Origin of the sequence: Agrobacterium radiobacter, from assembly GCF_040801995.1 — a bacterium.
Classification (GTDB): domain Bacteria; phylum Pseudomonadota; class Alphaproteobacteria; order Rhizobiales; family Rhizobiaceae; genus Agrobacterium; species Agrobacterium radiobacter.
Genome location: NZ_JBEGHX010000002.1, coordinates 1,401,916 through 1,425,364, shown reverse-complemented (window position 1 = coordinate 1,425,364; position 23,449 = coordinate 1,401,916). Strand labels below are relative to the sequence as shown.

Sequence of the window (23,449 nt, the reverse complement as noted above, 5' to 3'; positions counted from 1 at the left end):
AGCGGGATGGCGAAAAGTGTGTGCGGTTTTCGCCTGAAATCCCGCTCTAATTCTATGATCTACGCCGGTTTTTCAGTCCGCGGCATCCACCAGCTGGTTCGGCCACCGATATGCATGTTCAGGGTCTTTGTTTCCGTATAGTCCTCGACCGCATGGCGGCCGAGTTCCCGGCCGAGGCCGGACTGCTTGTAACCTCCGAACGGCAACTCGCTCGCGCCATCCATGAAAGTGTTCATCCACACCGTACCGGCCCGCACGCGGCGTCCGATCGTCAGGCACGTATCGAAATCGCGGCTCCAGACGCCTGCGGACAGGCCGTAATCGACAGAGTTGGCAATCTCGATGGCTTCTGCGGTTGTCTCAAAGGTCAGAACCGAAAGGACCGGTCCGAAAACTTCTTCACGCGCAACGGCCATTCCAGGCGTGACGTCGGAAAGAATGGTAGGCGACATGAACTGCCCCATTCCCAAGTCGAGCTTTTCTCCCCCATGAGCGATCTGTGCGCCGCTGTTTTTCGCATCTGAAACGTAACCGGAGATTTTTTCAAGATGCTGCGGCGTAATGATCGCGCCGACCTGTGTCGTCGGGTCCAGAGGATCGCCTACCTTTACCTTGCTGGCAAGTTCGCCGACGCGTTTGACCACATCCGCCGCGATGCTCTTGTGAAGAATAAGGCGCGACCCGGCATTGCAGCACTCGCCGGCATTAAAATAGGCCCCGAAGACAGCCGCATCGATGAACGCATCAAGATCAGCGTCCGGAAATACGATCTGCGGGTTCTTGCCGCCCAGTTCAAGCGAGACCTTTTTCAGGCTTTGCGCGGCATTGACCATGGTCAGCTTGCCGACGCCCGTGGAACCGGTGAAAGAAACCATATCGACGGACGGATGCGAGGTCATGATCGAACCGACCTCGGCGCCGGTTCCCGTCACGATGTTGACCACACCCTTCGGCACGCCCGCTTCCTGCAGGATTTCGCCGAGAACAAGCGTCGAGCCGGAACTGAGTTCCGAGGGCTTTACAACCGTGGTGCAGCCCGCCGCCAGCGCAAAAGGCAGTTTCTGACCGACGATCAGGAAAGGGAAATTCCACGGTGTGATGATCGATACGACCCCGATCGCTTCGCGCAGGACAACGCCGAGCGTGCCGTCACCGAGTGTGTTGTAGCTCTCGCCATGCAAATCTCTGGCGAGGGCGGCGGCATAACGCCAAATATCGACGGAACCGGCGATTTCACCGCGCACCTGCGTAATCGGCTTTCCGGCCTCGACGGCGTCCAGATAGGCAAGTTCTTCGGATCGCGCGGCGATGAGGTCCGCAGCCTTCAACAGAATAGCCGAGCGCTCGGAGGCCGTCATGCGGGGCCATGGCCCGGTATCGAAAGCGGTGCGCGCGGCCGCTATCGCCCGTTCCGCATCGGCCCTGGTTCCAGCTTGAAAACGACTGACGATGGAACCATGGCCGGGTGCTATCCGCTCGATAGGATCGACATTGCCTTCGACCCATTGGCCGTCGATGAACATCTTGAAATCTCTGGCCGTCCGGTCACTCAGCATTTTCGGGTTGATCAGAACCGTCATCACCATTCTCCGTTAAATATTGCCGGGCGTTTTGCGCTAAATGCCGCCACGCCTTCTTTCAGGTCGCCGGTCTTGGCAGCCAGGATGGAACCCAATGCTTCGACCGCCGTGCCATTGTCTTCACCGCTTGCCGAAGCGATCATCAGTTTGACGATCTCGGACGCGGCCGGACCACGCGCGGCAACGCGCTCCGCATAGTCTTTCGCAGCGATCAGAGCATTGCCAGTTGTGGTGACGGCATCCACAATCCCAAGCGCCAGCGCCTCCTGCGCGCTGAACACCTCTCCCCCAAGCGCCATCCGGCGCACGGGCTGGGCGCCGAACCGCTTGACCAGCCGCTGCGTGCCCGACCAGCCGGGCACCATTCCGAGGCTGGTTTCCGGCAGACCGATCTTGATCTGCTCCTCGGCAATGCGAATGTCGGCGATACCCGCCAGTTCAAGGCCGCCACCAAGCGCATGGCCGTTCAGCGCGGCAATCAACGGCACCCGCAAGGTCGCGAGACGTTCGAAAACCCGGTGACCGTGGCGAACCCAAGCGTGGCCAAATTCCTGAGGCTGCATGCCACCCCATGCCTTGATATCGCCGCCGGCAGAAAAGCCCTGCCCCTCGCCCGTCAGTATCGCCACACGGACCGCGCTGTTCGCCTCGACCTCATCGGCGGACGCCATCAGCGCGCCGAGCATACCCAGATCGAGCGCATTGCTTTTTTCCGGCCGCGACACCGTCATGATCGCAATATGGCCGTCGATCTCGACGCGAACCGTGCCATTAGCCATGGAAGGTTCCCTCCAGCACGCGGGCGCTTTTTGTCGGAAGCGCAAGGCCGATATTGGCTTCGGCAAAAAGCGAAGCGTCCATCACCTTGAGATCGTCGGCAACGATGAGTTCGAACTCGGATTGATCGAGGATTTGCGTCTGCAAATCGATGCCCGGCGCGATCTCGGTCAACACGACGCCTTGCCGCGTCAGCTTCATCACGCAGCGTTCGGTGACATAGGCGATGTCCTGACCCTGCTCGATCGCCCTGCGGCCGGAGAAGGTCACGTGCTCGACTTCATTGACGAGCTTCTTGAGCTTTCCTTCTTTTTCGACAACCAGCTTACCGTCATTGATCGACAGCTTTGCGCCCGCATTGAACATGCCGGAAAAAACGATCTTCCTCGCCCGCGCCGTGATGTCGACAAAGCCTCCGGCCCCGGCGGTCACATGCGGACGGAAGGAAAGCTTCGAAACATTGACCGAACCGTCCCTGCCGATTTCGAGGAAGGACAGCAGCGACGCATCGAAGCCTGCCCCCTGAAAATAGGTGAACTGATAGGGCGATGGCATATAGGCGTCGGCATTCGAGGCGCAGCCGAATGCGAAATCAAGCAGGGGAACCCCGCCGACCGCCCCCTGCTCGATCACCCAGGTCACGGCACCATGCAGCCCTTCTTCCAGCAGAATTCTCGGCACATTCGCCGAGATGCCGAAACCGAGATTGACGCAACTGCCAGCCTCAAGTTCCTGAGCCACACGCCGGGCAATTACCTTCTGGATATTGAATTCCGGCACCTCGAATGAATCGAGCGGATGGAACACCTCTCCCGAGATCGCCGGATCATAGGCCGTCTGGGTGGTCTGCTTTTGATCGGGATCGACCACCACGTAATCCACCAACATGCCGGGCACCCGCACATCGTGCGGTTTGAGCGAGCCTTCCTTGGTGATGCGCTTCACCTGCGCGATGATGATGCCGCCATTGTTTCGGGCGGCCAGCGCCTGATCGAGACCACCAAGATAAGCGCCCTCATGTTCGTAGGAGAGATTGCCGCGCTCATCGGCAGTCGTCGCGCGAATGATCGTCACCTGCGGAATGATCGACGGAAAATAGAGCCAGTCCTCACCCTCGAAAGTGACGTGCTTGACGACCGGCTCGGCCGCTGCCGAAGCATTCATCGCGCAGCCCTGGCGGGCCGGATCGACAAAGGTATCAAGGCCGATTTTGGTGAGGACGCCAGGACGCTTTGCGGCCGCTTCGCGATGCATGTCGAACATGATACCGGATGGGATATTATAGGCCGGAATTTCATCGGCGGTGATCATCTGCCAGATCAGCGGCGGCTCGGCGCTGGATGGACCGGACGGATATGAACCGCCGATGATCCGCTTCAGCAGGCCCTTCTTAGCAATGTGATCGACGCCCTTGATACCGCTCATATCACCGGCGGCAATCGGATGAAGCGTCGTGATGTTCTTCGGATGTCCGGTTGCATCGAAGCGGTCACCGATCGCCTTCAACATGAGATCGGGGCAGCCGAGACCGCTGGACGACGAGACGGAGACAATAGCATCGTCTGGAATGAGATCCGCTGCCTGCGCTGGAGTGATGTGCTTTTTCATGACCGGCTCTCAATTCCTGTTTTGACCCGAACAGCGGCTCCGCTTTTTGAAGCTTCGACGACGGCAAGCCCGGTCGCCAGCGACCAGATGCCGTCTTCAGCAGTCGCGGAAGGTTTGCCGCCCGTGATGGCCGAGTGAAAAGCTTCGAGCGTGACCTCATAGAGGTTGTCGGAACCTGTTTTGATTTCTTCCTCGCCAGCATCGGTGCGCAGCACGACAGTGCCGACCGACTTCTGGGTCATCACATTTCTGGCGATCAGGGAGCCTTCGGTGCCATGAACCTCAAAACCGGTCTCGGCATATCTGGTCGTGAAGCCATCGTGGAACTGCGCGATAAGACCATTTTCGAAACGGATGACACCCATGACAGCGTCTTCAAGCCCCTCCCGGCTCATGCCGCCGGCTTGAGAAAAAGCGATGGCCTCGACCGGATCGGCACCCAGCACGAAGCGAAGCGTGTCGACATCATGCACGGTAATGTCGAGGATGACACCGCCGCCCGCAGACGGCTTGTCCAGCCGCCAGCCCTGTAAGTGCGGCGGCAGGTAAACCGCATGAAAGACGCGCGCGCTCAGCGGCGTTCCGATCCTGCCGGCGGCGATTGCATCGCGCATCGCCCGGTGAGTGGGCGCATTCCGGAGATGATGATTTGTCGCCAGAACCACATTTGCCTTACGGGCCGCATTTGCCATCGCGTGAGCCTCTTCGAGCGACAGGGCCAGAGGCTTTTCGCAGAGAATGTGTTTTCCCGCGCGGGCAGCGGCAAGCGCCTGCTCGCAATGCAGATCATTCGTCGTCGAAATGTACACCGCGTCGATGGCCGGATCGGCAAGGAGCGACGCCAGATCGGAAGCAACGTTCGGGATGCCGTTTGCCGCCGCATATTCCGCCCCGCGAACAGGGTTGGAACTCAGAACGGAAACGACCTCACCCCCGGTTTTTCTGATCGCGCCGATCACCCATTCGCGCGCGATCGTGCTTGCGCCGATCAATCCCCAACGCACCGTCATGCCAATGTCCTCCCGACTTCATTTCGTTGCGCTCCGCAACTCTCCCGCACAACGAGCCGAACCGCCGTTGTCACGGCCTCCGCATCGGCTTTCTCCGAATTGATCTGTTTGAGAAGCAGTTGCGCCGCCCGCCTGCCAATCCCCTGGGGGTCGACGGCGATGGTCGTCAGAGCCGGCACCGTCGTCTTGGCTTCGATGACATCGTCAAAGCCGACGACCGCGAAATCCCGCCCCGCCTCCATTTGCCGGGCGCGCAGCCCGTCGCAAACGCCAAAAGCCACGGCATCGTTGAAGCAGACGGCGGCCGTGACCGGATCGCTTGCTTCGAGCACGCGCCCGATCGCCTCGACACCGCCGGCACGCGAAGGCGCGCAGGGAACAACGGCCGTCTCCTGAAAAGGCAGACCGGCGACAGCCAAGGCGTCCCGAAAACCGCCGACCCGCTCATGGAAGACCGCCGTATCGGGAAACCCGCCCATGAAGGCGATGTGGGAGTGGCCGAGCGAGGCAAGATGGGCAACCGCCTGCGCCATGCCGGACTGATTGTCCGATGCAACCGACGACACTTTCGCACCGGGCAGGCTGCGGACAACGACCACGACGGGAATGCCGGCGGCAATCAGCGGCTTGAAGTCGAGGGGATCGGTCGCGCGGGCGGGCGATACGATCAGCCCGGAGATGCCGTGCTCCCGCATCGAGGCAATCACCTCGCGCTGCCGGTCGATGCTTTCGCTGGTATTGGCAAGAAACTGCACATAGCCGGCCGATTGCACGACCGTGTCGACGCCCACGGCAAGTTCCGCAAAGAAGCTGTTCGTCAGATCGTTGACGACGACACCGATGATTTTCGATTTCGCGCTGGTCTGGCGCAGGTTCGCGGCGCCGCGGTTATAGACATAACCAAGCTCGCGCATCGCCGCATTGACCTTGGCCCGGGTCCCCTCATTGACGAGCGGCGAACCCCGCAGCACCAGCGAGACTGTCGATTTCGAGACGCCTGCGGCCTGCGCGATATCTATAACGGTCACCCGTCCGCCAGTCATTGAACCCTCCCATGCCGCTCATCAAGATCGAGGGGTAATTAATTGGAACGTTCCAATTTTGTCAAGTGACATCGCCGTAGCAAAGTCGAAAACTGTTGGTGGCGCGATCCAAAATCGCCAATAATGTTTTAAATTCAATTATTTTACAATTGTTTTTCGGTTTCCATGACTTTCAGAACCCCTATGAAATTTCGGCTCAACCACTCTTGAAAAATGGAACGTTCCAAAATACGCTGTTATTTATTCTCAACAGGAGCGATGTGGATCGAGTTTGCAATGTCGGCGAACGCGAAGGCCGGCAGCGTTCGGCCAAGCCGGAACAGCGACGCTTGCCCTTCCGCCCTAATGGATCGTAGTTTACCGGCCAACGCCTACGGCCGGTAAACGATCACCCCTCATTCCGGAGCAATGAATGACCACCGAAACGCCTTCGCTTGACGCCCTGCGGGCCGAACAAGCAGCCCTTCAGCTCAACACCTTCAACTATGACTTCGCCTGGAAGCTGGGCAGCCTGATAAGACTGCGGGCGGCGGCACAGGAGCTTCCCGTCGCAATCGAGATAAGGCACGGCACCGACGTGGTGTTCGCCAGCCTGCTGCCGGGTGCGACCATCGACAATTTTGGATGGACACGCCGCAAATGCGCGGTCGTTCATCGTTTTCATCGCAGTTCGCTTCAGGTCCGGCTCGAAGCCGAGCGAAAGGGATACGACTTCAACGCAAAGTTCGGCCTGCCGGTCAGCGATTTCGTCGCCAGCGGTGGTGGATTTCCCCTCATCATCCGCGGAGGCACACTGATTGGCTCGGTGGGCGTCAGCGGATTGCCTGACGTCGAAGACCACAATCTTATTACACTCTGCCTGAAAGAAATGCTCGCAGGCTGACATGGTTCGATACAGGCCCTCGTCAAAACGGAAGAAGCCGTCCTTCGGATAAGCGGTCGCCAACCATTTCACGATCCGCAAATTTTTCTTTGGCCGAACGTCCCAAATCCCCAAAACCAAACGTCTACCTCACAAGCGGGCGTTTCACCCACGCTTGATGGTGGGCTGCGGCGTGTCGAATACCGTAGGATTTGGGGGTTTTGATGAGTAAGACAATTTCCGTCTCGCGTGGGGCAAAGGCGGGCCTGCGGGCGGCGCTTCTGGCTGGCACTGCCATTGCCATGAGCCCGGCAATACCGGCAATGGTGAGTGCGGCGAGGGCACAATCGGCGGAACGCACAATCTCGGTGCCTGCCGGACCTCTAACCCCGGCATTGAACAGCCTTGCCGCACAGACGGGATTGCAGATTCTCTTCGACGCATCTGTTGCCGCAGGCAAGAAAACCGCTGGAGTCAGTGGCACCCTCACCCCCGAAAAGGCGCTGAATGCCGTGCTGGCAGGCACCAATGTCAATGCACGCTTTGCCGGCAGCAACCGGGTGACCCTGTCGAGCGGCCCCGGCCTTTCGGCCGCAGGCACCGCACAGGACGGCGCGACGGTGCTGGATGCCATCACCATTTACGGCGCGCGCGACGCGACGACGTTGAACAACACGACGGCGAGCGTCGGCGTCGTCACCGCCAAGGCAATCGAGGATGGCCAGATCAGATATACGCAGGACGCTTACCGGCGACTTGCCAACGTGCTCGACAGCGCGACGGTCAATGCCGGCTTCGTCATTCGCGGCATGAGTTCCGAGGGCTTCGTCCCCGGCGGGGCGCCGGTCGGATCGCTTTACGTGGATGGCATTCTCCAGACCCGTTACAATGCCCGTTTCGGTGCGAGAAGCCTCTGGGACGTCGAGCAGGTCGAGGTCTATCGTGGCCCGCAATCGACGCTCTCCGGCCGCGCCGCCATGTCGGGCGCAATCTATATCAAGTCGAAGGATCCGACCTTCGACAAGGAGCTGGAACTGTCCGGCACCGTCGGCAACAATAACCGGGTCGGCTCCGGCTTCGTCGTCAATACACCTGTGGTCGAGGATCAGGTGGCGCTGCGCATTTCCGGTGCCTTCGAGCGTTCCCGTTCGGATGTTTCCTATTCGAATTTCAGAGACTACGCCGGTTATGACGACCTGACCACGGATATCAGCCGCAACATTCGAGCGAAGGTGCTCATAACCCCTTCCGAGATGCCGGATACGCGCGCCCTTCTGACCTACGCCTATTCGAAGGATCGTCCGAACGACCGGCTAGTCGGCCTCTATGACGGGCGCGGCGACTTCAACAACAATCCCGATACCTATACGGAATTCCGCTGGACCGAGGTCCATAATGTCGGTCTCGAAATCACCCATGATTTCTCCGACAGCCTGCGGTTCACCTCGCAGACCGGCTTTCAATACGGCATAAACACACGCCGCTCCGTCGATGCGGGCACGCCCGGCCTGGTCACCGGCATCTGGGGTACGGACGACGATTCGATATTCACCCAGGAACTTCGCCTGAACTACGAAGGAGAACGGTGGAAGTGGGTCGCCGGCCTTTTCGGCAGCCATCAGGTCTTCGATGGCTGGTCGCGTTTTGTCGCGGAAGTGCCGGGCATACCCATGCCCGCACAGCTCGACGACCAGCAGAACCGCAAAACCTCAAACCTCGCCGCCTTCGGCGAGGCGACCTATGAGTTCGCACCGAGCTGGTTCATCACCGCCGGCGGCCGTCTGGACTATCTCGAGGAAACGAATACGGAGCTGAATTCCTTCGTCTTTTACGGGATGGATCCCTTCTTTTCCGGGGGACCCGCATCCTTCGACGAGTTGAATTTCGTACCCAAGATCGGCCTCTCCAGGGAATTCGGCGAAAATCAAACGGTCGGCTTCACCTACACACAGGGTTTTCGTTCGGGCGGCTCCTATGTCAATCGCAGCGATCCGGCCTTCCCCCTCGTGACCTACGAACCGGAATATTCCCAGAGCTACGAGCTTTCGTACAAGGGAACCCTGCTGGACGACCGGCTCACCCTCAATGCCAATCTCTTTTATACCAAATATGAAGATCAGCAGATCGAAATCCGTCCCCCGTCTCTCATTCCGGGATATCGCATCACGGAAAATGCCGCGTCATCGCGCGCATGGGGTTTTGAAATCGAGCCGACCTATCAGGTGACCGACCAGTTCTCGGCTTTCGCCTCAATCGGTTATCTGAACACCAAATTCCTTGAGTTCGATCACGGCGGCCTGGGCGAGCAATCCGGCAAGTCCTTCCCTGAAGCGCCGGAATGGACCCTCGGCTTCGGCGGGCGTTATGAGTTCGAGAACGGGGTTTATGTCGGCGCGGACGCCAAATACACCACGGAGTATAATTCACGCTTCGGCACGCGCGGCATGTACGAAATCGACTCCCGCTTCATCGTCAACGCCCAGCTCGGCTTCAAGAAGGACAATTGGGAGATAACCGCTTTTGCGGAAAACCTCACCGACGAAAAATACTTCACCGTTGTTGATCCGGATGCGGCCCTGCCATTCGGACAGGCCGGCCAAGGGCGGTCGTTCGGTGTCAATCTCCGTGCGAAATTCTGACAATCTGCGTTGCGGGGCGAAAGCCCCCGCAATACGCCTCCACGTTCATTGAATGGGTACCGGTCTTGCGCTTCTGTCTTGCCTTTCTTTTCCTCATCCTGCCCGCCTCCCTTGCCCACGCGGCCTGCCAGGGAAAGGAGATAACCGAAGGCGTTTATAACCCGCCCTTCTGCGTTCCGGCTGAAGTGAAGACGATCGTAACACTCGATCCGCTGCTGACGCTCGGGCTCCTCATCGAACTTGAGGCTCCCGTCGTCGCCACGCCCTATATGGCAATTCAGGACCCTGCGGTTCTTCAGGTCGTCAGGCAGGCGAAGATGATCGATCTGGGCAATCCGAAGGAGCCGAGCCTCGAGCGGATCGCGGCGCTGAAACCTGACCTCATCATCGGCAGCACCGAAGGCCATTCGCCGATCTATGAGACGGCGTCAAAGATCGCACCGACCGTCCTCGTCAACCATATGGACTGGAAGAAATATCTCGCGCTGCTCTCCGAAATGACGGGACGCAAGGGCGCCGCTCAGGAGGCGCTCGCCGCCTACGAAAAGCGGGTGACGTCGATCCGCGCGCGAATGAAGGATGTGACGGTTTCGACCGTTCGTTTCGCTCCCGGCCGGTTCGTCGTCTTCCTGGACGGTCCTGCCGCCTATGCGCCGTTTGCGGTGCTGCGCGAAGCCGGGGTAAAGCGCACGGCCTATGAGACAGTGACTGACGGCACCATCATCAAGCGGCCGGATTGGGAGGAATTGGCCAATCTCGATGGTGACATCCTCCTTTATGTCTCCGCCAGCGGCTTCGAAAGCGGGCCGGACGATGCACTCGAGCAGGAGGTCATCGGCAACCCGCTCTGGCAGCTTCTGCCCGCCGTGCGCAACGGGCGGGCCTACCGTGTCGATCGCATTGCCTGGCAGAGCTTCCACGGCATTGCTTCCGCAAACCGGATACTGGACGACATAGAGCGTTATGTTCTGGCGGATCGATGAACCGCAAACTATCCGGACGTTTTGTCGGCACCGATAGCGGCAAGGCTCTCGCCCTTGCTGCACTGCTGTGTCTACTTGCCGCCGCGTCGCTTCTTGCCGTGGCGCTCGGCACCGTGCGTATACCTCTATCCACGATTCTGGACGCGATTTTCCGGTTTGACGGGTCGCGAAACCACCTCCTCGTCGTGGCGGTTCGCCTGCCGCGTGTCATCGCAGCCCTTCTGGCCGGCAGCGCGCTTGCCGTCTCGGGGGCGATCATGCAGGCCATCACCAACAACCCCCTCGCCTCGCCGGGCCTGCTCGGCATCAACGCGGGTGCTGCCTTCGCAGTTGTCTCCATCATGACCTTTTTCGGTGCGGGTGTCGGCGATATCTACATCTGGTTCGCCTTTTTGGGCGCGGGTATCGCGGCGTTTGCCGTTACTTTGCTTTCCTCGTTCGGCCCCATCCGTCATTCGCCGGTCGGGCTCATTCTTGCCGGTGCGATCGTCGCGACCTTCCTCACGTCGCTCACCAGCGCCGTGCTCATCTTCGATCAAAGCACGCTCGATGCCGTGCGCATGTGGACGGCAGGCTCGGTGACGGGCAGAACCATGGCGCAGGCAGCAACTGTCGCGCCCTATATTGCCTTTGGCCTCATCGTCTCGCTCTTCCTTGGTCAGCATTTGACGACGCTGAGCCTTGGCGCGGATACCGCCCGCTCGGTCGGGCAAAATACGGCCCTCTGCCGCGGGGTGGCGATCGTCACCGTCATCCTGCTTGCCGGCGGCGCAGTGGCGCTTGCGGGGCCGATCGGCTTTATCGGCCTCGTCGTCCCGCATATCGTCCGGATGACCGTCAGCGTCGACTATCGCTGGATCATTCCGTTTTCGGCGCTTGGCGGCGCGCTGCTCGTGGTCGGGGCGGATATGGCCGGGCGCATGGTATTCGGCAGCCAGAATTTTCCCGTGGGCGTGACGATCGCGCTTGTCGGCGCGCCGTTTTTCCTATGGCTCGCACGCAACCGGATGAGAGGCGAAACATGATCCGCCTTTTCCTTTCGCTTACCCTGTTGCTCGCGATCCTTGTCCTCGCAAGCCTCGCATTGGGTGACATTTCGTTATCCTGGCCGGCCCTGTTCGATGTTTTTGCCGGCGGACCAGCGGTAAACACGCAGGATGCGATCATCGTCCTCGACCTGCGCCTGCCGCGCGTGCTGCTTTCTATCCTTGTCGGAATGGCTCTTGCGACCGCGGGCACTATATCGCTCGCCATCATGCGCAATCCGCTTGCCGAGCCCGGAGTGCTCGGCATCAATAGCGGCGCGGCCGCAGCCGTCATGGCCGTCATCGTTCTCATGCGGGACCCGCCGGTGGCACTGCTTCAGGCCGCCGGTTTCGGCGGCGCGGTCCTGATGGCGGCGGCGGTCTATCTCCTTGCCTGGCGAGGGGGAGCCTCGTCGCTTCGCATTATCCTGATCGGGATCGGGCTCGGCGCACTCGCCACCGCCGGCACGACTTTCCTCTCCGCCTTCGGTCAGATCGGCGACGTCCAGCGGGCGATGGTCTGGCTTGCCGGCAGCGTCTACGACGCCACCATGATCAAGGTGCGGCTTCTCGCCTTGTGGCTCATCCTGCCCGCTACACTCGCATGGATGGCTTCACGCGAACTCGATCTCATTCGTTTCGGCGACAATTCGGCAAAAAGCCTCGGCCAGCCGGTCGATCGCATTCGCGGCATGATGATCGTGCTCGTCACGATCATCTCCGGCGCGGCCGTTGCCGTCTCCGGTCTCATCGGCTTCGTCGGCCTCGTCGCACCGCATATCGCCCGCAGGCTCGTTGGAGCGTCTCACGCCCGCATTTTCCCCGTTGCGGCTCTTGTCGGCGCGTGCCTCGTCGTCGCTGCCGATCTCCTGGGGCGCACCGTCATTGCGCCTGCGCAATTACCCGCGGGGATCATTACCGGGCTCGTCGGAGCTCCCTTTTTCGCATATCTTCTCTGGGGACACCGTCATGATCGTGGATGAGCAAAAAGCCGCCGAAAAGCTGGCAGGCGAGGCCATTACACTCGCCTATGACCGCCGCCCTGTCGTCGAGAATCTCGATCTCATCATCCCGGGCGGCTGCTTCACGGCTCTTATCGGCCCCAACGGCAGCGGCAAGTCCAGCATCCTGCGCAGCCTTGCCGGCCTGATGACGCCGCTTTGCGGAACCATCCTGCTCGACGGCCGAAGCATCGCGGCGCTGTCGACCAGGCATATGGCGCGCCGGGTCGGCATGCTCCTACAGGGGCCAGTCGCGCCGGAAGGCCTGACGGTCCGCGATCTCGTCCGCCAGGGCCGCTATCCTCACCGCTCCCTCTTCGGCCGCTGGTCGGTTGAGGACGAAGTGGCCGTCAACGAAGCGCTTATGCTGGCGGGCATGGACACGCTTGGCGATCGCCCGCTCGACAGCCTTTCCGGCGGTCAGCGCCAGCGCGCATGGATCGCCATGACGCTTGCACAGCAAAGCGAGGTGATCCTGCTTGATGAACCCACGACCTACCTCGACCTCGAGCACCAGATTGAACTCATGCATCTGGTGACGCGGCTGGTCAGCCGCCATGGCAAGACCGTCGTCGCGGTGCTGCACGACATCAATCAGGCTGCCCGCTATGCCGAACACATCATCATTCTCAAGAACGGCGAAATCACCGCCGCCGGCCGACCAGCGAACGTGATCTCGGCGGATACCATCGAGACCGTCTTCAACGTCAAGATTGTGGTGATCCGCGATCCGGTCGCCGGAACCCCGCTCTGCATCCCGCTTTAAGCGGCGCGGCTTTCGGCCGCTTTCCAGTTACAAAATTATCACACCAGCTACCTTTTCAAACGAAGCTGGAGACGAGAACCCTCCTTCCCGCCGAAACATTTGAGAGTGAAATCCGCAATAAAATCAGGCATAAAGATGAGTATTAATATCATCTTTAAAGCCTGCCGTAAGTTCAACGTTCGAATCGTTCTAACCTGTTGTGCTTGCAAGCAATCTTTGAAGCCGGTAGCGATTTTACCATTGGCACCCGAGAAACAAACGCACGGGTGAGCCCGGTTATTGCGAATTGAGTGCCGATGTCGAACCCCTCATCTTCTCCGCCTTCCTGGGACATTCCCGACAGCAATGACCTGCTGAACCGGGCGATGGAGATTTATTACCACGACATCACGGCTGCGGTTCACCGCAGGGGGCATCCGCGCTCCACGGCGCGGGATGTGGTGCATGATCTTTATGTCAGGCTCGCCGCAAAACCTGACATCCTGCAAAACAAGCGATCGGTGAAAGCTTTCCTCTGCCGCGCGGCGATCAATCTCGGCATCGACAGGATGCGGCGGGAGACCATGGAATCGCGACTGTTTTCCGGTTCCGAGCGCGAGGCGATGGCGGTGGCGAGCGCAGGTCCGGCACCGGATCATGCGCTGGAGATCGAAGCGCGCATTGCAATTCTTCGTCAGGCGATCACCGAACTGCCGACGCGCCGGCGCGTCGTCTTCATCCTGCACCGGCTGCATCATCTCACACCGGATGAAATTTCGGCAAAACTCAACATCTCCAGAAACATGGTGGACAGGCATCTGCGCCACGCCTTCGCCCACTGCCTCGACCGGCTGCTTCTGATCGGCTAAACGTCCCAAATCGGCGATGCCAAACGTCTAGAAGACAAGGGAGCTGCTGGAGACGCCAATGCGTGAGAACGAAGCGATGAACGCTCAGCGAAAGCGCAACCGCGAGGCTGCGGACTGGTTGCTCCGCAACGGCGATCCTCAGCAATCGGCCGAAGACAGGGCGCACTTCACGGACTGGCTCAACGATCCGGAAAACTGTCGCACCTATAGTGCCGCCGAGCGACTGATGGGCGACGCACGCAAGGCCATCCAGTCGGACCCGAAGCTCGCCGGCATAAAAGCCACGCCGCGTAACCTTGCGAAACCCGTCACAACCACCGTCGTTCTTTTCGCCATGGCAACCGCGACCTTTTTCCTTCTCGACGGCCCGATGCGTCTTCAGGCGGACGTCATCGCCGGGACAGATGAGATGCCGGTCATCGACCTTGAGGACGGCTCCAGAGTTCAGCTCAACGCCTCCTCGGCAATCGCCATCGATTTCAACCGGACCCGGCGAACGGTCCACCTTCTGCGCGGGCAGGCCTATTTCGAGGTTGCCCATGCGCCGGAACGACCCTTCAGCGTCGAAGCCGGAACCACGCGCGTGACGGCCCTCGGGACCGCCTTCGACGTCCGCTACGGCGAGACCGACACGGAGGTGACCGTAACCGAAAACGCGGTCCTTCTTGAACCGGACAATGATGGACCGTTCTCCCGACGCGTCCAGCAGGGCGAGCAGGCGACCTATGATCGAATGAAGGGCGAAACAAGCGTCCAGCCGGTCGACAGTCTCGTCGCACTCGCCTGGAAGCGCGGACAGATCGCCGTCGACAATGCGCCGCTTTCTTATGTCGTTGAAGAAATGAACCGCCATTTCGGCGGCAGGATCGTCATCGCCGGAAGCTCGCTCGCCGCCAGACGCGTGAGTGGAACAGTCGCGATCGCCGACACCGACGCCGCCCTTTCATTCGTGAGGGAAGCGCTCGGCGTGAAAGCGACAAGGCTTGGTCCGTTTATCGTCATCCGCGACTGACGTGGCCATCTCGTAAACAAGCGCCTCACCCGCCCCGCCAGCCCCGCGCATTGTCTATGGCGCGTGCAAAGCGGGCGTGGTCGGCGGCCCCGACCGATCCGTCAGGCGTGAATATCTCGGCATCGTTTCGCATGGCGGCTACATCGATGCCGGAGAGCTCCGCCAAGCCGAGCGCCGTCAACTCGCGCATGGCCGGCACGCGAATGGTCCGGCCACTGGCTGCGGCCAGAAAACGGGCGAAATAGCGACTGTTCGACAAGCCGCCATCGATGGAGATCATGTCGCCTATGGGAGCGACAGCCGACGCCGCCTCGATCAGCCCAGCCGTCAGCAGGGCAATGCCTTCCAGCACGGCGCACACCATGTCACTTCGTTCCGTGGTGTGGTCCATGCCGATGAAAAGCGGCACGGTCTGCCTGTCCCAATAAGGCGCGGCAAGGCCCGAAAGGGCGGGCACGAATACAAGGCCGCGGCGAATGGCCGAGGGTCCTTCGAAACCGTCGAGTTCGGCACTATCTGCGTATAGGCCGATCTTTTTCGCCCATTCGAGCGCCGCGCCGGCATCATAGACGCCGCCTTCAATGGCGAAGACGGCGCGCGCGCCCTGCATCTGCCAGCCGATGGTCGGCAGAAGCTCACCCGTCAACGGACGCCCGTTACCGGCAACGGCCAGCAGAAAGGCCCCGGTTCCGAAGGTTATCTTGCAATCGCCGGCCTTGCGGCAGCCATGCCCATAAAGCGCGGCCTGCTGATCAACGATGGAAACGCGGATGGACGTACCCTCGACCGCGCCAAAACCGCCATCGACAGGACCAATCATGGGCAGGCAATCCATCGGCACGCCGTGAAGCGCGCAGAGTTCAGGGCTCCAGTCTTCGGTTGAGAGATCGAGCAACCCCGTGCGCGACGCCGTCGCAAGGTCCGTGCGGAAAGAGCCCGTCAGGCGGTTCAGAAAAAACACGTCGGTGGTGCCCAGCCGCAAACGCCCTGCAGCCTTTGCCTGCGCCACCGCCGGATTGTGCTTGACCAGCCAGGCCAGTTTACTGGCCGAAAAATAGGGATCGAGCGGCAGCCCGCAAATCTCTTTCGAACGATCCGTTGCCGATGGCGGCAGGGCGGCGAGCGCTTCGGCGGTGCGGGCATCCTGCCAGACGATGACCCGCGACAGCGCCTCGCCGCTCACGGCATCCCACGCCAGACAACTCTCGCCCTGATTGGCGATGGCGATGGCGTCCACCGGTCCGGCGGCAGCCAGCACCGCGCGAATATTGCGCAGCAGTTCTTCCGGATCATGTTCCACATGGCCAGCGGCCGGGTAAAATTGCGCGTGACGCCGGCTGGCCACGACCTCCGCCGTGCCGCTATCGCTCACCACAAGGCACCGGGTCGATGTCGTCCCCTGATCGATCGCCGCAATGCGCATCAATTGGTCTCCCGAAAGTGAAAGGCAATCTGGCTCGCTTCAAACGCAGCGCCGGGAATGGGCACCAGCACACGGCGTTCAGGGCGCCACAGGCCGGTCTTGCTCCACACTTCCGTTCCGTCGAGACGAAGCGAAAGCCGGCCTTGAACGCGTCTGGTGAAACGAAGCTGAAAATCGCGAAATGCCGGTCTATCGAGTCCACCCGGCCGCAACATGGCTGGAACCGCCAGTTTGAGCGGATCGGCGAAGGCAACGGGAACCCCCGGCGCGTTGCAGGGTTCCCGGGCGAGATCGTCAGCCACCGACGCGCCAACGCGGCGGCCTTCGCGAAACGCCCAGCCGCCCGTTTCCACGGCTCGCAAGACATTCCCGCTGGCGAAGAAAATCGGATTGGCCATCCGTCCGTCCTGATCGATCAGCGGCCCGGCACTGCCTGCCGCAACATCCACGGGGGATGCATTGAGAAGCGCTGCCTCAGGTGTGAATCGCCCGGTGAGCAGAACACCGTCGCATTGAACGGTCAGGATGCGGCCATCCGCCAGACGGATATCGGCCTCCTCGACACGGTCACGCCCGCGAATATCCGTGAGTGTCGCACCACAATGAAAGGGCACCCCGACCAGTCGCGGAAACCAATGAAAAGGCGACCGCGCCAGCGGATGAGGCTCCGGCTCGATCATCGCGACCGGTCGGGTGCGATGGGTGAGGCAGGTCAGAAGTGCGGAAAAGGAAACCAGCTCCGAACCGATGATCAACGGCCGGCGAAAGGGCATGATGCCGTGAAAGGCGACATAGGATTGCAGCGTGCCGGTGGTGACCACGCCCACCGGACGGTCGCCGGGCAGAAGCCGCACGGAGCGTGGTTTTTCCCGCGCACCTGTCGCCAGCACGATACGCCGGGCCTTCAACGCCTCGACGCCACGCGCCGATGTCACCAGCAGCACGCCATCCTGCCCCAGTTCCACCACGGAATGACCGGTGCGGATATCGACACCCGCCTCCTGTGCTTGCCGCTGCAGGTGTTGTGCATAGGCGGGGCCGAAATAAACCCGCCTGAATTCGCGCATGCCGAAGGGCGAGTGCAGGCAATGCCGGGTCGCACCGCCAAGGGCCGGCTCGCGGTCGAGGATCATCACACGGGCGATACCGCGCGCTTTCAGCTCCAGCGCCGCAGCCACGCCCGCCGGGCCGCCGCCAACCACGATTGCATCTGCATTCTCAGCGTTTGGATGCTCTCGTTGAAAGTGCTCCACGGCGCTCATCGGTCGTCTCCCTCCCGAACGGCAAGCGGGGTTGCCAGACGGTCGCCCGTCATCGCGGCCAGCCGGGCGTTGCAATAAAAGCCCTGGCAGCGGCCCATGCCGGCCCGCGTGCGTCGCCGCAGCCCGCCGAAATCACCGGGCGGCACCGGGCTTAAAAATGTCGCCTCGATCTCGCGGCGGGTGACGAGTTCGCAATGACAGACGATTTCGCCGTGATCGGCATGCTGCCAGTCCCGCTCACAGGTTTCGGTCAGGTTGGGCATCGTCACTTCGGGGACTGATGGCGGCGGGGCAAAACCCCTACCGAAACCCTCGTGGAGCGTCAAAGCATGCTGCGCCAGCCCGAGTGCTGCGCTGAGACCCGTGGAACGCACCCCGCCAAGCGTGATGGCGCGCCGCTCGGGCCGCGCGGAAATCCGGTAATGTTTCTTTTCGGAGGCCGGCCGCAGACCGGCATAAACGGCGGTTACGGAAACAGAGGCCAGCGCCGGAACGATCTCCGCACCGCGTTTCAGCAGCGCTTCCAGCGTCGCCGTCTCGACCGTCGCGCGTTCGCGGTCGTCCTGCTCTTCCGCCGTCGGCCCGACGAGAACATTGCCGAAGGCGGTGGGGCACACCACGATGCCCTTGGTGATTTCGGTGGGAACAGGCAGAACGATGCGCGGCACATGCCGGCGGGCAGCCTTATCAAGCACGACGAACTGCCCCTTGCGGGGCTTGATGGTGAATTCGGGCGGAAGCCCCAGACGCGCATCGACGATATCGCCGAACAGACCGGCGGTATTGACGACGCTCGTGGCAAGGATAGCGCCCGCCGTCGTCTCTATCCGCCACGCATCGTCGAACACACCGGACAGAACCTCCGCGTTTCGCACCAGCTGCGCGCCCAGCGCCACCGCCTGCGTGAGATAGCCAAGCGGGGCGGACCACGGATCAATGATATGTTCGCCCGGAACGTCGAGCGCGGCGACAAGGCGCTCGGATAGGCCCGGCATGGTTTCACGGGCCTGCCCGGCCGCGAGGAGCTCAAGTCCGGCAATGCCGTTGCGCCGCCCCTGATCGGCGATCGCCTGCAATTTTTCCGCCTCAGCCGGGTTCCAGGCGCAGACGAGCGCGCCGGTTTCGACGAGGCTAAGACCCATCTGCCCATGAATGGACAGATATTCCGCCCGGCCCGCCTTCACCAGTTCCAGTTCCAGACTGCCTTCCGGCGCATCGAAGCCGGTATGGAGGATGGCGCTGTTGGCCTTGGAGGCGCCGGAGAGGATATCGGGGCCTTTTTCGACGACCACCACCTTCGCACCGGCCAGCGCGAAACGGCGGGCGACCGCGCAACCGACCACACCGGCGCCGATGACGGCAACGTCGAATTCCGTGGAGGGGGTCTGAGCCATGGGCTTCCCTTTGCCTTCGTCCTTCAAAGCGAAATCAACAGGCGCGACGGATCGCGCCGATGCAGCAGCGGCGTTCATAAACGAGAGTGAAATTCGCGCCTGTGCCAGTAGGGGCAGCCAGCACCAGCCGGTGGCCCCGCCGTTACTTCACGAAAGTCTTGGTCAGGCCCGCCGTGCGGTCGACGATGAGAACGACGGCAAGGGTGAGCACGATCAAAAGAACGGAAATGGCTGCAACAAGCGGATCCGCTTGCGTTTCCACATGCTGATACATGGCGACGGGAAGCGTGGTGATGCGCGGGCCGGTGAGGAACAGCGAAATCACCGCTTCATCGAACGACACGAGAAAAGAAAGTGCGGCCGTCGCAACGACGCCCGGCGCGATCATCGGCATCGTCACGCGTCGGAAGACCGTGAGCGGCGATGCCCCGAGTGTCGAAGCAGCCTCCTCGAAGATCAGCGGCAGACCCGCAAGCGAGGTGGTGAGGACGCGCAGCGCATAGGGCAGCACGATGATGAGATGGGCGATCACCAGACCGGTGAAAGTGGCGAGCAGGCCGGCGCCAGCGAAGACGATCAGGATCGCGAGGCCGAGAACGATGGTGGGCAGGAGCAGCGGAGCCGTGAAGAAGGCGAGAAGCGCATCCGCGCCGATCACCCGCATGCGCACGATGGCATAGGAGGCAGGCAGCGCGATCAGCATGGACAGCACGGTGACAATGACCGCGAGAAGGGTGCTGGTGCCGAGCGCCGCCATCATCTTGGAATTATGCATGAGTTCCACATACCAGCGCAGGCTCCAGCCGGAAGGCGGGAAGGTCATGTAGCTGTCGGCCGAAAACGAGATCGGCACGACGAGAACCACGGGCGCCAGCAGGAAAAGGAACATGATGAAGGCGACGATTTTCAGCGCCAGCGGTGCGGGACGTTCTTCCATCTTCGATCTCCTTTAAAGAATGGCCCGCAGAAGCCGGGAATAAAGCACCAGCGCCGCACCGAAGATCACGAGGATGATCATCGACAGCGTCGCAGCGAGTGGCCAGTTGAGCGTCACGATGGCCTGATCGTAGATTTCCGTCGCCAGAAGGAAGACGCGCCCACCGCCGAGCAGCTTGGGGGTGATGAACGAACTGACCGCCAGAACGAAGGAGAGCAGGCAACCGAGCGCGACGCCGGGCATGGTGAGCGGCACGATGATCCGCCAGAACACCTTCCAGGGCGACGCGCCGAGCGTTTCGGCCGCTTCCTCGACACGTGGATCAAGCCTGCCGAAACCGGCAAGCAGCGCCAGGATCATATAGGGCATCAGGATTTCCGTGAGGCCGATGACGACGCCAACCTTGTTGAACAGCAACCGCACGCCGCTTTCGGCGCCGAGTGCGAAGAGGATGTTGTTGATGAGGCCGTCATCAGCAAGGATCGCGATCCAGCCATAGGTGCGCACCACGGCCGAGGTCAAAAGCGGCGAAATGACCAGCACCAGCAGCAGGGTTTTCCAACGGCCCTGCGCCCGGTGAAGGTAAAGGGCGATGGGATAGGAGGCGATGAGCGTGAGAATGGTGATCAGGAGACTGGTCAGGATGCTCTGGCCGATCAGTTCGATATAAAAACCGTCGGTCAGCGTGGACGACCAGTTGTCGAGCGTGTGGGCTTCCCCAAGACCGCCGCCGCCGAGGCTTTCACGGAAGGAAAGCAAAAGCAGGTTGAAGACGGGCATCACGAAGGCAAGGCCATTGACCGCGATGATCGGCCCGAGAAGAAGCGTTGCGAGAAACACCATGGAGGATGTGCGGCTGCCGGGAGCCGTGATCATGACCGCCGCCGTCATTGGTCTACTCCGAAGACCAGCGTGTCCTCCACGCGCCAGATGAGGCTGACCGCACTGCCGGCCGCAACCGGCGTTTCGCCGCCGGAGGTGGCGCGCTCCACCGACAATGTCTGCCCGCCCGCAGCGATCTCGTAATGAAGGATATCGCCGGCATAATAGACGTCACGAACCTCACCGGTGATGCGGTTGACCGGCGCGCCATCGAAATCTGGCACGGCGTCATCAGCAACCGTCATGGCCATGCGGTGCGGCCGCACCATAAGGTCGATCTTGCCATTGTGCGAACCGGGTGCCCGCAATACCGCATCGCCGACCGTGATGTGATCGCCGACCGCGTTTCCGACCAGCCTGTTGGTGCGGCCGACGAAGGAGGCGACGAAAGCCGTTGCCGGACGCTCGTAAAGATCATGCGGGGTGCCGAGCTGTTCCAGACGCCCGCCATTGAGGACGGCGACCTTGTCGCACATGCTGAGCGCCTCGACCTGATCATGCGTGACGAAGATGGAGGTGATGCCGAGCTGCTTCTGGATGCGGCGGATTTCCGAGCGCATCTCGTCGCGCAGCTTGGCATCGAGATTGGAAAGAGGCTCATCGAACAGAAGGATGGAGGGCTGGATGACAAGCGCACGCGCCAGTGCGACGCGCTGCTGCTGGCCACCGGAAAGCTGGACGGGACGGCGGTCCTCGCGCCCTTCCAGGTGGACCATGGCAATCGCCTCGCGGGCACGCCGTTCCGCTTCGGCAGCCGGCACCTTGCGCATTTCAAGTCCGAACATGACGTTCTTGAGGACCGTCATATGCGGGAAGAGCGCATAGCTCTGGAAAACAAGGCCAATGTCGCGCTTATAGGGTGCAAGCTGCGTCACGTCCTTGCCGTTGATCAGGATTGAACCTGACGTCACGGGGGCAAGGCCCGCAATCATGCGCAGCGACGTCGACTTGCCGCAACCCGACGGACCGAGGAAGGCAACCAGCTCGCCCTTGGGTATCTCGAGGTTGAGATTATCCACGGCGACCATGGTCTCGTAGCGCTTGGTCAGTGAACGAATCGAGAGAAATCCTGGCTGCATGATGTCTGAAGTTCCCATTCCGGCTTTTTGCCTTTCTCCAGAACATGTCCCACCCCGGCGGGGTCTCGGACATGTTCTGTCCCTTGATCTATGCAATCACGGCGGAAATTCACCTGCGCTGTGCGCGGCGCTTTCCCTAACGCAGACCCTCGAGCCACCTCACTCCTCCATCGACCCCAACACCGACGGAGGAAATGAGCCGAGGCCTATACCGTTTCCGCACCAGCCCGGAGGGATGCGGAAGTCTTGCCATTTTTCACGCCGGGCGCGAAAGCCTTAGCGGCTGAGCGGGATTACCTTGCGGCGCCAGTCCTGCGTGATCTGGTCGCGAACCTTCGAGAGGCCGATCCAATCAACCGGGATAACCTTGTCCATCGCCTTGGCGACCGTGCGATCACTCACATCGGCAGCGACCGTGGCCTTGGCGTTGGTCGGCGCATAATACATGGCGGCGGTAAAGGCGGCCTGGGCTTCCGGGCTCAGCGCATAGTCAACGAACTTGCGGGCCGCCTCGGACGATGGGCCGCCCTTGACGAGGTTGAGCGTGTTGATCTGCAGGATCGTGCCTTCTTTCGGCAGAACCACCTTCATCTTGCCCTTGGAACCATCGGCATTCACCTGGCTACGGGCGTTCCAGCCCACGCCCAGCGACACCTGGCCATTGACGACATTCGGATAGACTTCCGGCTTCGGTTCCCATGTCTGGATGTTCGGCGCCACTTCCGCCATGGCATTGATGCCGGCGTCGATATTCTTGATGAAATTGGTGCCACCATTCATGTGGTCCATGATGATGGTCGTGCCGATACCGACGATGTCAGGAGCGCTCAGCATGGCGACCTTGCCCTTGAAGGCACTGTCTTTCAGGGCATTCCAGCTGTCCGGTGCGGTCTTGATTGCATCGGTGTTGTAGATGAGAACGAGGTTGTCGAAGGTCACGCCAACACCTGCGACGCCCTCGAAGCGGGCGTTCGGATAGAGGTCGGCGACATTCTTGGTGACGCTTTCATCGATCTTGTCGAACAGGCCTTCATCCGTGCCGGTCTTGGCGACAGAAACATCCATCAGCGCAATATCGGCCTGCGGCGCAGCCTTCTGGGCGCGTAGCGAACCAAGCATGGCGGCAGAACCCTGCTGCGGGAAATAGTCGACCTTGATGTCAGGGTTGGCGGCCATGAAAGGCTCGATGACGGCCTTGGTGTAACGCTCCTGGAAAAGGCCGCTATAACCGAGGAACGTTACGGTCTGCTGGGCGTGCGCCGGCAGGGCGGCCGCACCAAGCATGAGAATCCCACTCAGAAGTATCGTTTTCTTCATT

The 23,449-nt window shown here is 61.1% G+C and carries 21 protein-coding genes; 9 read left to right on the top strand and 12 right to left on the bottom strand.

Annotation, left to right across the window (positions count from 1 at the left end; all coding sequences use genetic code 11):
• Positions 1-59: 59 nt before the first annotated feature.
• From MRBLRC7O_RS20375 to MRBLRC7O_RS20355, 5 genes are read right to left on the bottom strand one after another with little or no spacing between them, the layout of a single operon-like run.
• On the bottom strand, positions 60-1,580 hold the full coding sequence (locus MRBLRC7O_RS20375) for an aldehyde dehydrogenase family protein (protein ID WP_367727569.1): 1,521 nt from the start codon (positions 1,578-1,580) through the stop codon (positions 60-62).
• On the bottom strand, positions 1,580-2,359 hold the full coding sequence (locus tag MRBLRC7O_RS20370; RefSeq protein WP_111820479.1) for an enoyl-CoA hydratase/isomerase family protein: 780 nt from the start codon (positions 2,357-2,359) through the stop codon (positions 1,580-1,582). The genes MRBLRC7O_RS20375 and MRBLRC7O_RS20370 overlap by 1 nt, the downstream gene beginning before the upstream one ends.
• Positions 2,352-3,965, bottom strand: coding sequence for an acyl CoA:acetate/3-ketoacid CoA transferase (locus MRBLRC7O_RS20365; RefSeq protein WP_111820480.1), 1,614 nt, complete (start codon positions 3,963-3,965; stop codon positions 2,352-2,354). The genes MRBLRC7O_RS20370 and MRBLRC7O_RS20365 overlap by 8 nt, the downstream gene beginning before the upstream one ends.
• Complete coding sequence (locus MRBLRC7O_RS20360; protein ID WP_111820481.1) at positions 3,962-4,975, bottom strand: Gfo/Idh/MocA family protein; 1,014 nt, start codon at positions 4,973-4,975, stop codon at positions 3,962-3,964. The genes MRBLRC7O_RS20365 and MRBLRC7O_RS20360 overlap by 4 nt, the downstream gene beginning before the upstream one ends.
• On the bottom strand, positions 4,972-6,018 hold the full coding sequence (locus MRBLRC7O_RS20355) for a LacI family DNA-binding transcriptional regulator (RefSeq protein ID WP_111820482.1): 1,047 nt from the start codon (positions 6,016-6,018) through the stop codon (positions 4,972-4,974). Before MRBLRC7O_RS20355 ends, MRBLRC7O_RS20360 begins: the two co-directional genes overlap by 4 nt.
• Before the next feature lie 98 nt (positions 6,019-6,116).
• Between MRBLRC7O_RS20355 and MRBLRC7O_RS20350 the strand changes: the two genes are divergently transcribed.
• The 9 genes from MRBLRC7O_RS20350 (at position 6,117) to MRBLRC7O_RS20310 (ending at position 15,154) form a co-directional block, all read left to right on the top strand.
• The gene (locus MRBLRC7O_RS20350) at positions 6,117-6,374 is read left to right on the top strand and encodes a hypothetical protein (RefSeq protein ID WP_162690737.1); all 258 of its coding nucleotides are present in this window, start codon (positions 6,117-6,119) and stop codon (positions 6,372-6,374) included.
• A gap of 56 nt (positions 6,375-6,430) precedes the next feature.
• Positions 6,431-6,901 carry a heme-degrading domain-containing protein gene (locus tag MRBLRC7O_RS20345; RefSeq protein ID WP_111781634.1) on the top strand — a complete coding sequence of 157 codons (471 nt, stop codon included), beginning with the start codon at positions 6,431-6,433 and terminating at the stop codon, positions 6,899-6,901.
• 203 nt (positions 6,902-7,104) lie between these two features.
• The gene (locus tag MRBLRC7O_RS20340; protein ID WP_367727565.1) at positions 7,105-9,519 is read left to right on the top strand and encodes a TonB-dependent receptor; all 2,415 of its coding nucleotides are present in this window, start codon (positions 7,105-7,107) and stop codon (positions 9,517-9,519) included.
• Positions 9,520-9,584: 65 nt separating this feature from the next.
• Entirely contained in the window at positions 9,585-10,502 is a 918-nt protein-coding gene (locus tag MRBLRC7O_RS20335) for an iron-siderophore ABC transporter substrate-binding protein (protein WP_111820484.1), read from the top strand.
• Entirely contained in the window at positions 10,499-11,527 is a 1,029-nt protein-coding gene (locus MRBLRC7O_RS20330; RefSeq protein WP_111820485.1) for a FecCD family ABC transporter permease, read from the top strand. The genes MRBLRC7O_RS20335 and MRBLRC7O_RS20330 overlap by 4 nt, the downstream gene beginning before the upstream one ends.
• Positions 11,524-12,510: a FecCD family ABC transporter permease gene (locus MRBLRC7O_RS20325; RefSeq protein WP_111820486.1), complete on the top strand. Its 987-nt coding sequence runs from the start codon at positions 11,524-11,526 to the stop codon at positions 12,508-12,510. The genes MRBLRC7O_RS20330 and MRBLRC7O_RS20325 overlap by 4 nt, the downstream gene beginning before the upstream one ends.
• Entirely contained in the window at positions 12,497-13,294 is a 798-nt protein-coding gene (locus MRBLRC7O_RS20320) for an ABC transporter ATP-binding protein (RefSeq protein ID WP_080867163.1), read from the top strand. The genes MRBLRC7O_RS20325 and MRBLRC7O_RS20320 overlap by 14 nt, the downstream gene beginning before the upstream one ends.
• A 296-nt stretch (positions 13,295-13,590) precedes the next feature.
• A complete protein-coding gene (locus MRBLRC7O_RS20315; protein WP_003504311.1) occupies positions 13,591-14,142 on the top strand; it encodes an RNA polymerase sigma factor in 552 nt (183 codons plus the stop codon).
• A 58-nt stretch (positions 14,143-14,200) separates the two neighbouring features.
• Positions 14,201-15,154 carry a FecR family protein gene (locus MRBLRC7O_RS20310; RefSeq protein WP_003504309.1) on the top strand — a complete coding sequence of 318 codons (954 nt, stop codon included), beginning with the start codon at positions 14,201-14,203 and terminating at the stop codon, positions 15,152-15,154.
• Between the two features lie 25 nt (positions 15,155-15,179).
• On the opposite strand, the gene MRBLRC7O_RS20305 is transcribed toward MRBLRC7O_RS20310, so the two are convergent.
• The 7 genes from MRBLRC7O_RS20305 to MRBLRC7O_RS20275 all read right to left on the bottom strand — a co-directional run bounded on the left by MRBLRC7O_RS20305 (position 15,180) and on the right by MRBLRC7O_RS20275 (position 23,448).
• Entirely contained in the window at positions 15,180-16,577 is a 1,398-nt protein-coding gene (locus MRBLRC7O_RS20305) for an FGGY family carbohydrate kinase (protein ID WP_111820487.1), read from the bottom strand.
• The gene (locus MRBLRC7O_RS20300; RefSeq protein WP_111820488.1) at positions 16,577-17,839 is read right to left on the bottom strand and encodes an NAD(P)/FAD-dependent oxidoreductase; all 1,263 of its coding nucleotides are present in this window, start codon (positions 17,837-17,839) and stop codon (positions 16,577-16,579) included. The genes MRBLRC7O_RS20305 and MRBLRC7O_RS20300 overlap by 1 nt, the downstream gene beginning before the upstream one ends.
• The gene (locus MRBLRC7O_RS20295; protein ID WP_080867464.1) at positions 17,836-19,233 is read right to left on the bottom strand and encodes an NAD(P)/FAD-dependent oxidoreductase; all 1,398 of its coding nucleotides are present in this window, start codon (positions 19,231-19,233) and stop codon (positions 17,836-17,838) included. The genes MRBLRC7O_RS20300 and MRBLRC7O_RS20295 overlap by 4 nt, the downstream gene beginning before the upstream one ends.
• A 142-nt stretch (positions 19,234-19,375) precedes the next feature.
• Positions 19,376-20,170 (bottom strand): ABC transporter permease, encoded by a 795-nt coding sequence (locus tag MRBLRC7O_RS20290; protein WP_060724358.1) that lies wholly within the window; start codon positions 20,168-20,170, stop codon positions 19,376-19,378.
• Between the two features lie 12 nt (positions 20,171-20,182).
• Positions 20,183-21,061, bottom strand: a complete 879-nt coding sequence (locus MRBLRC7O_RS20285; RefSeq protein WP_020010153.1) for an ABC transporter permease — start codon at positions 21,059-21,061, stop codon at positions 20,183-20,185.
• Positions 21,058-22,131, bottom strand: a complete 1,074-nt coding sequence (locus MRBLRC7O_RS20280) for an ABC transporter ATP-binding protein (protein WP_111820489.1) — start codon at positions 22,129-22,131, stop codon at positions 21,058-21,060. Before MRBLRC7O_RS20280 ends, MRBLRC7O_RS20285 begins: the two co-directional genes overlap by 4 nt.
• Before the next feature lie 276 nt (positions 22,132-22,407).
• Positions 22,408-23,448, bottom strand: coding sequence for an ABC transporter substrate-binding protein (locus MRBLRC7O_RS20275; RefSeq protein ID WP_367727560.1), 1,041 nt, complete (start codon positions 23,446-23,448; stop codon positions 22,408-22,410).
• Position 23,449: the final 1 nt, after the last annotated feature.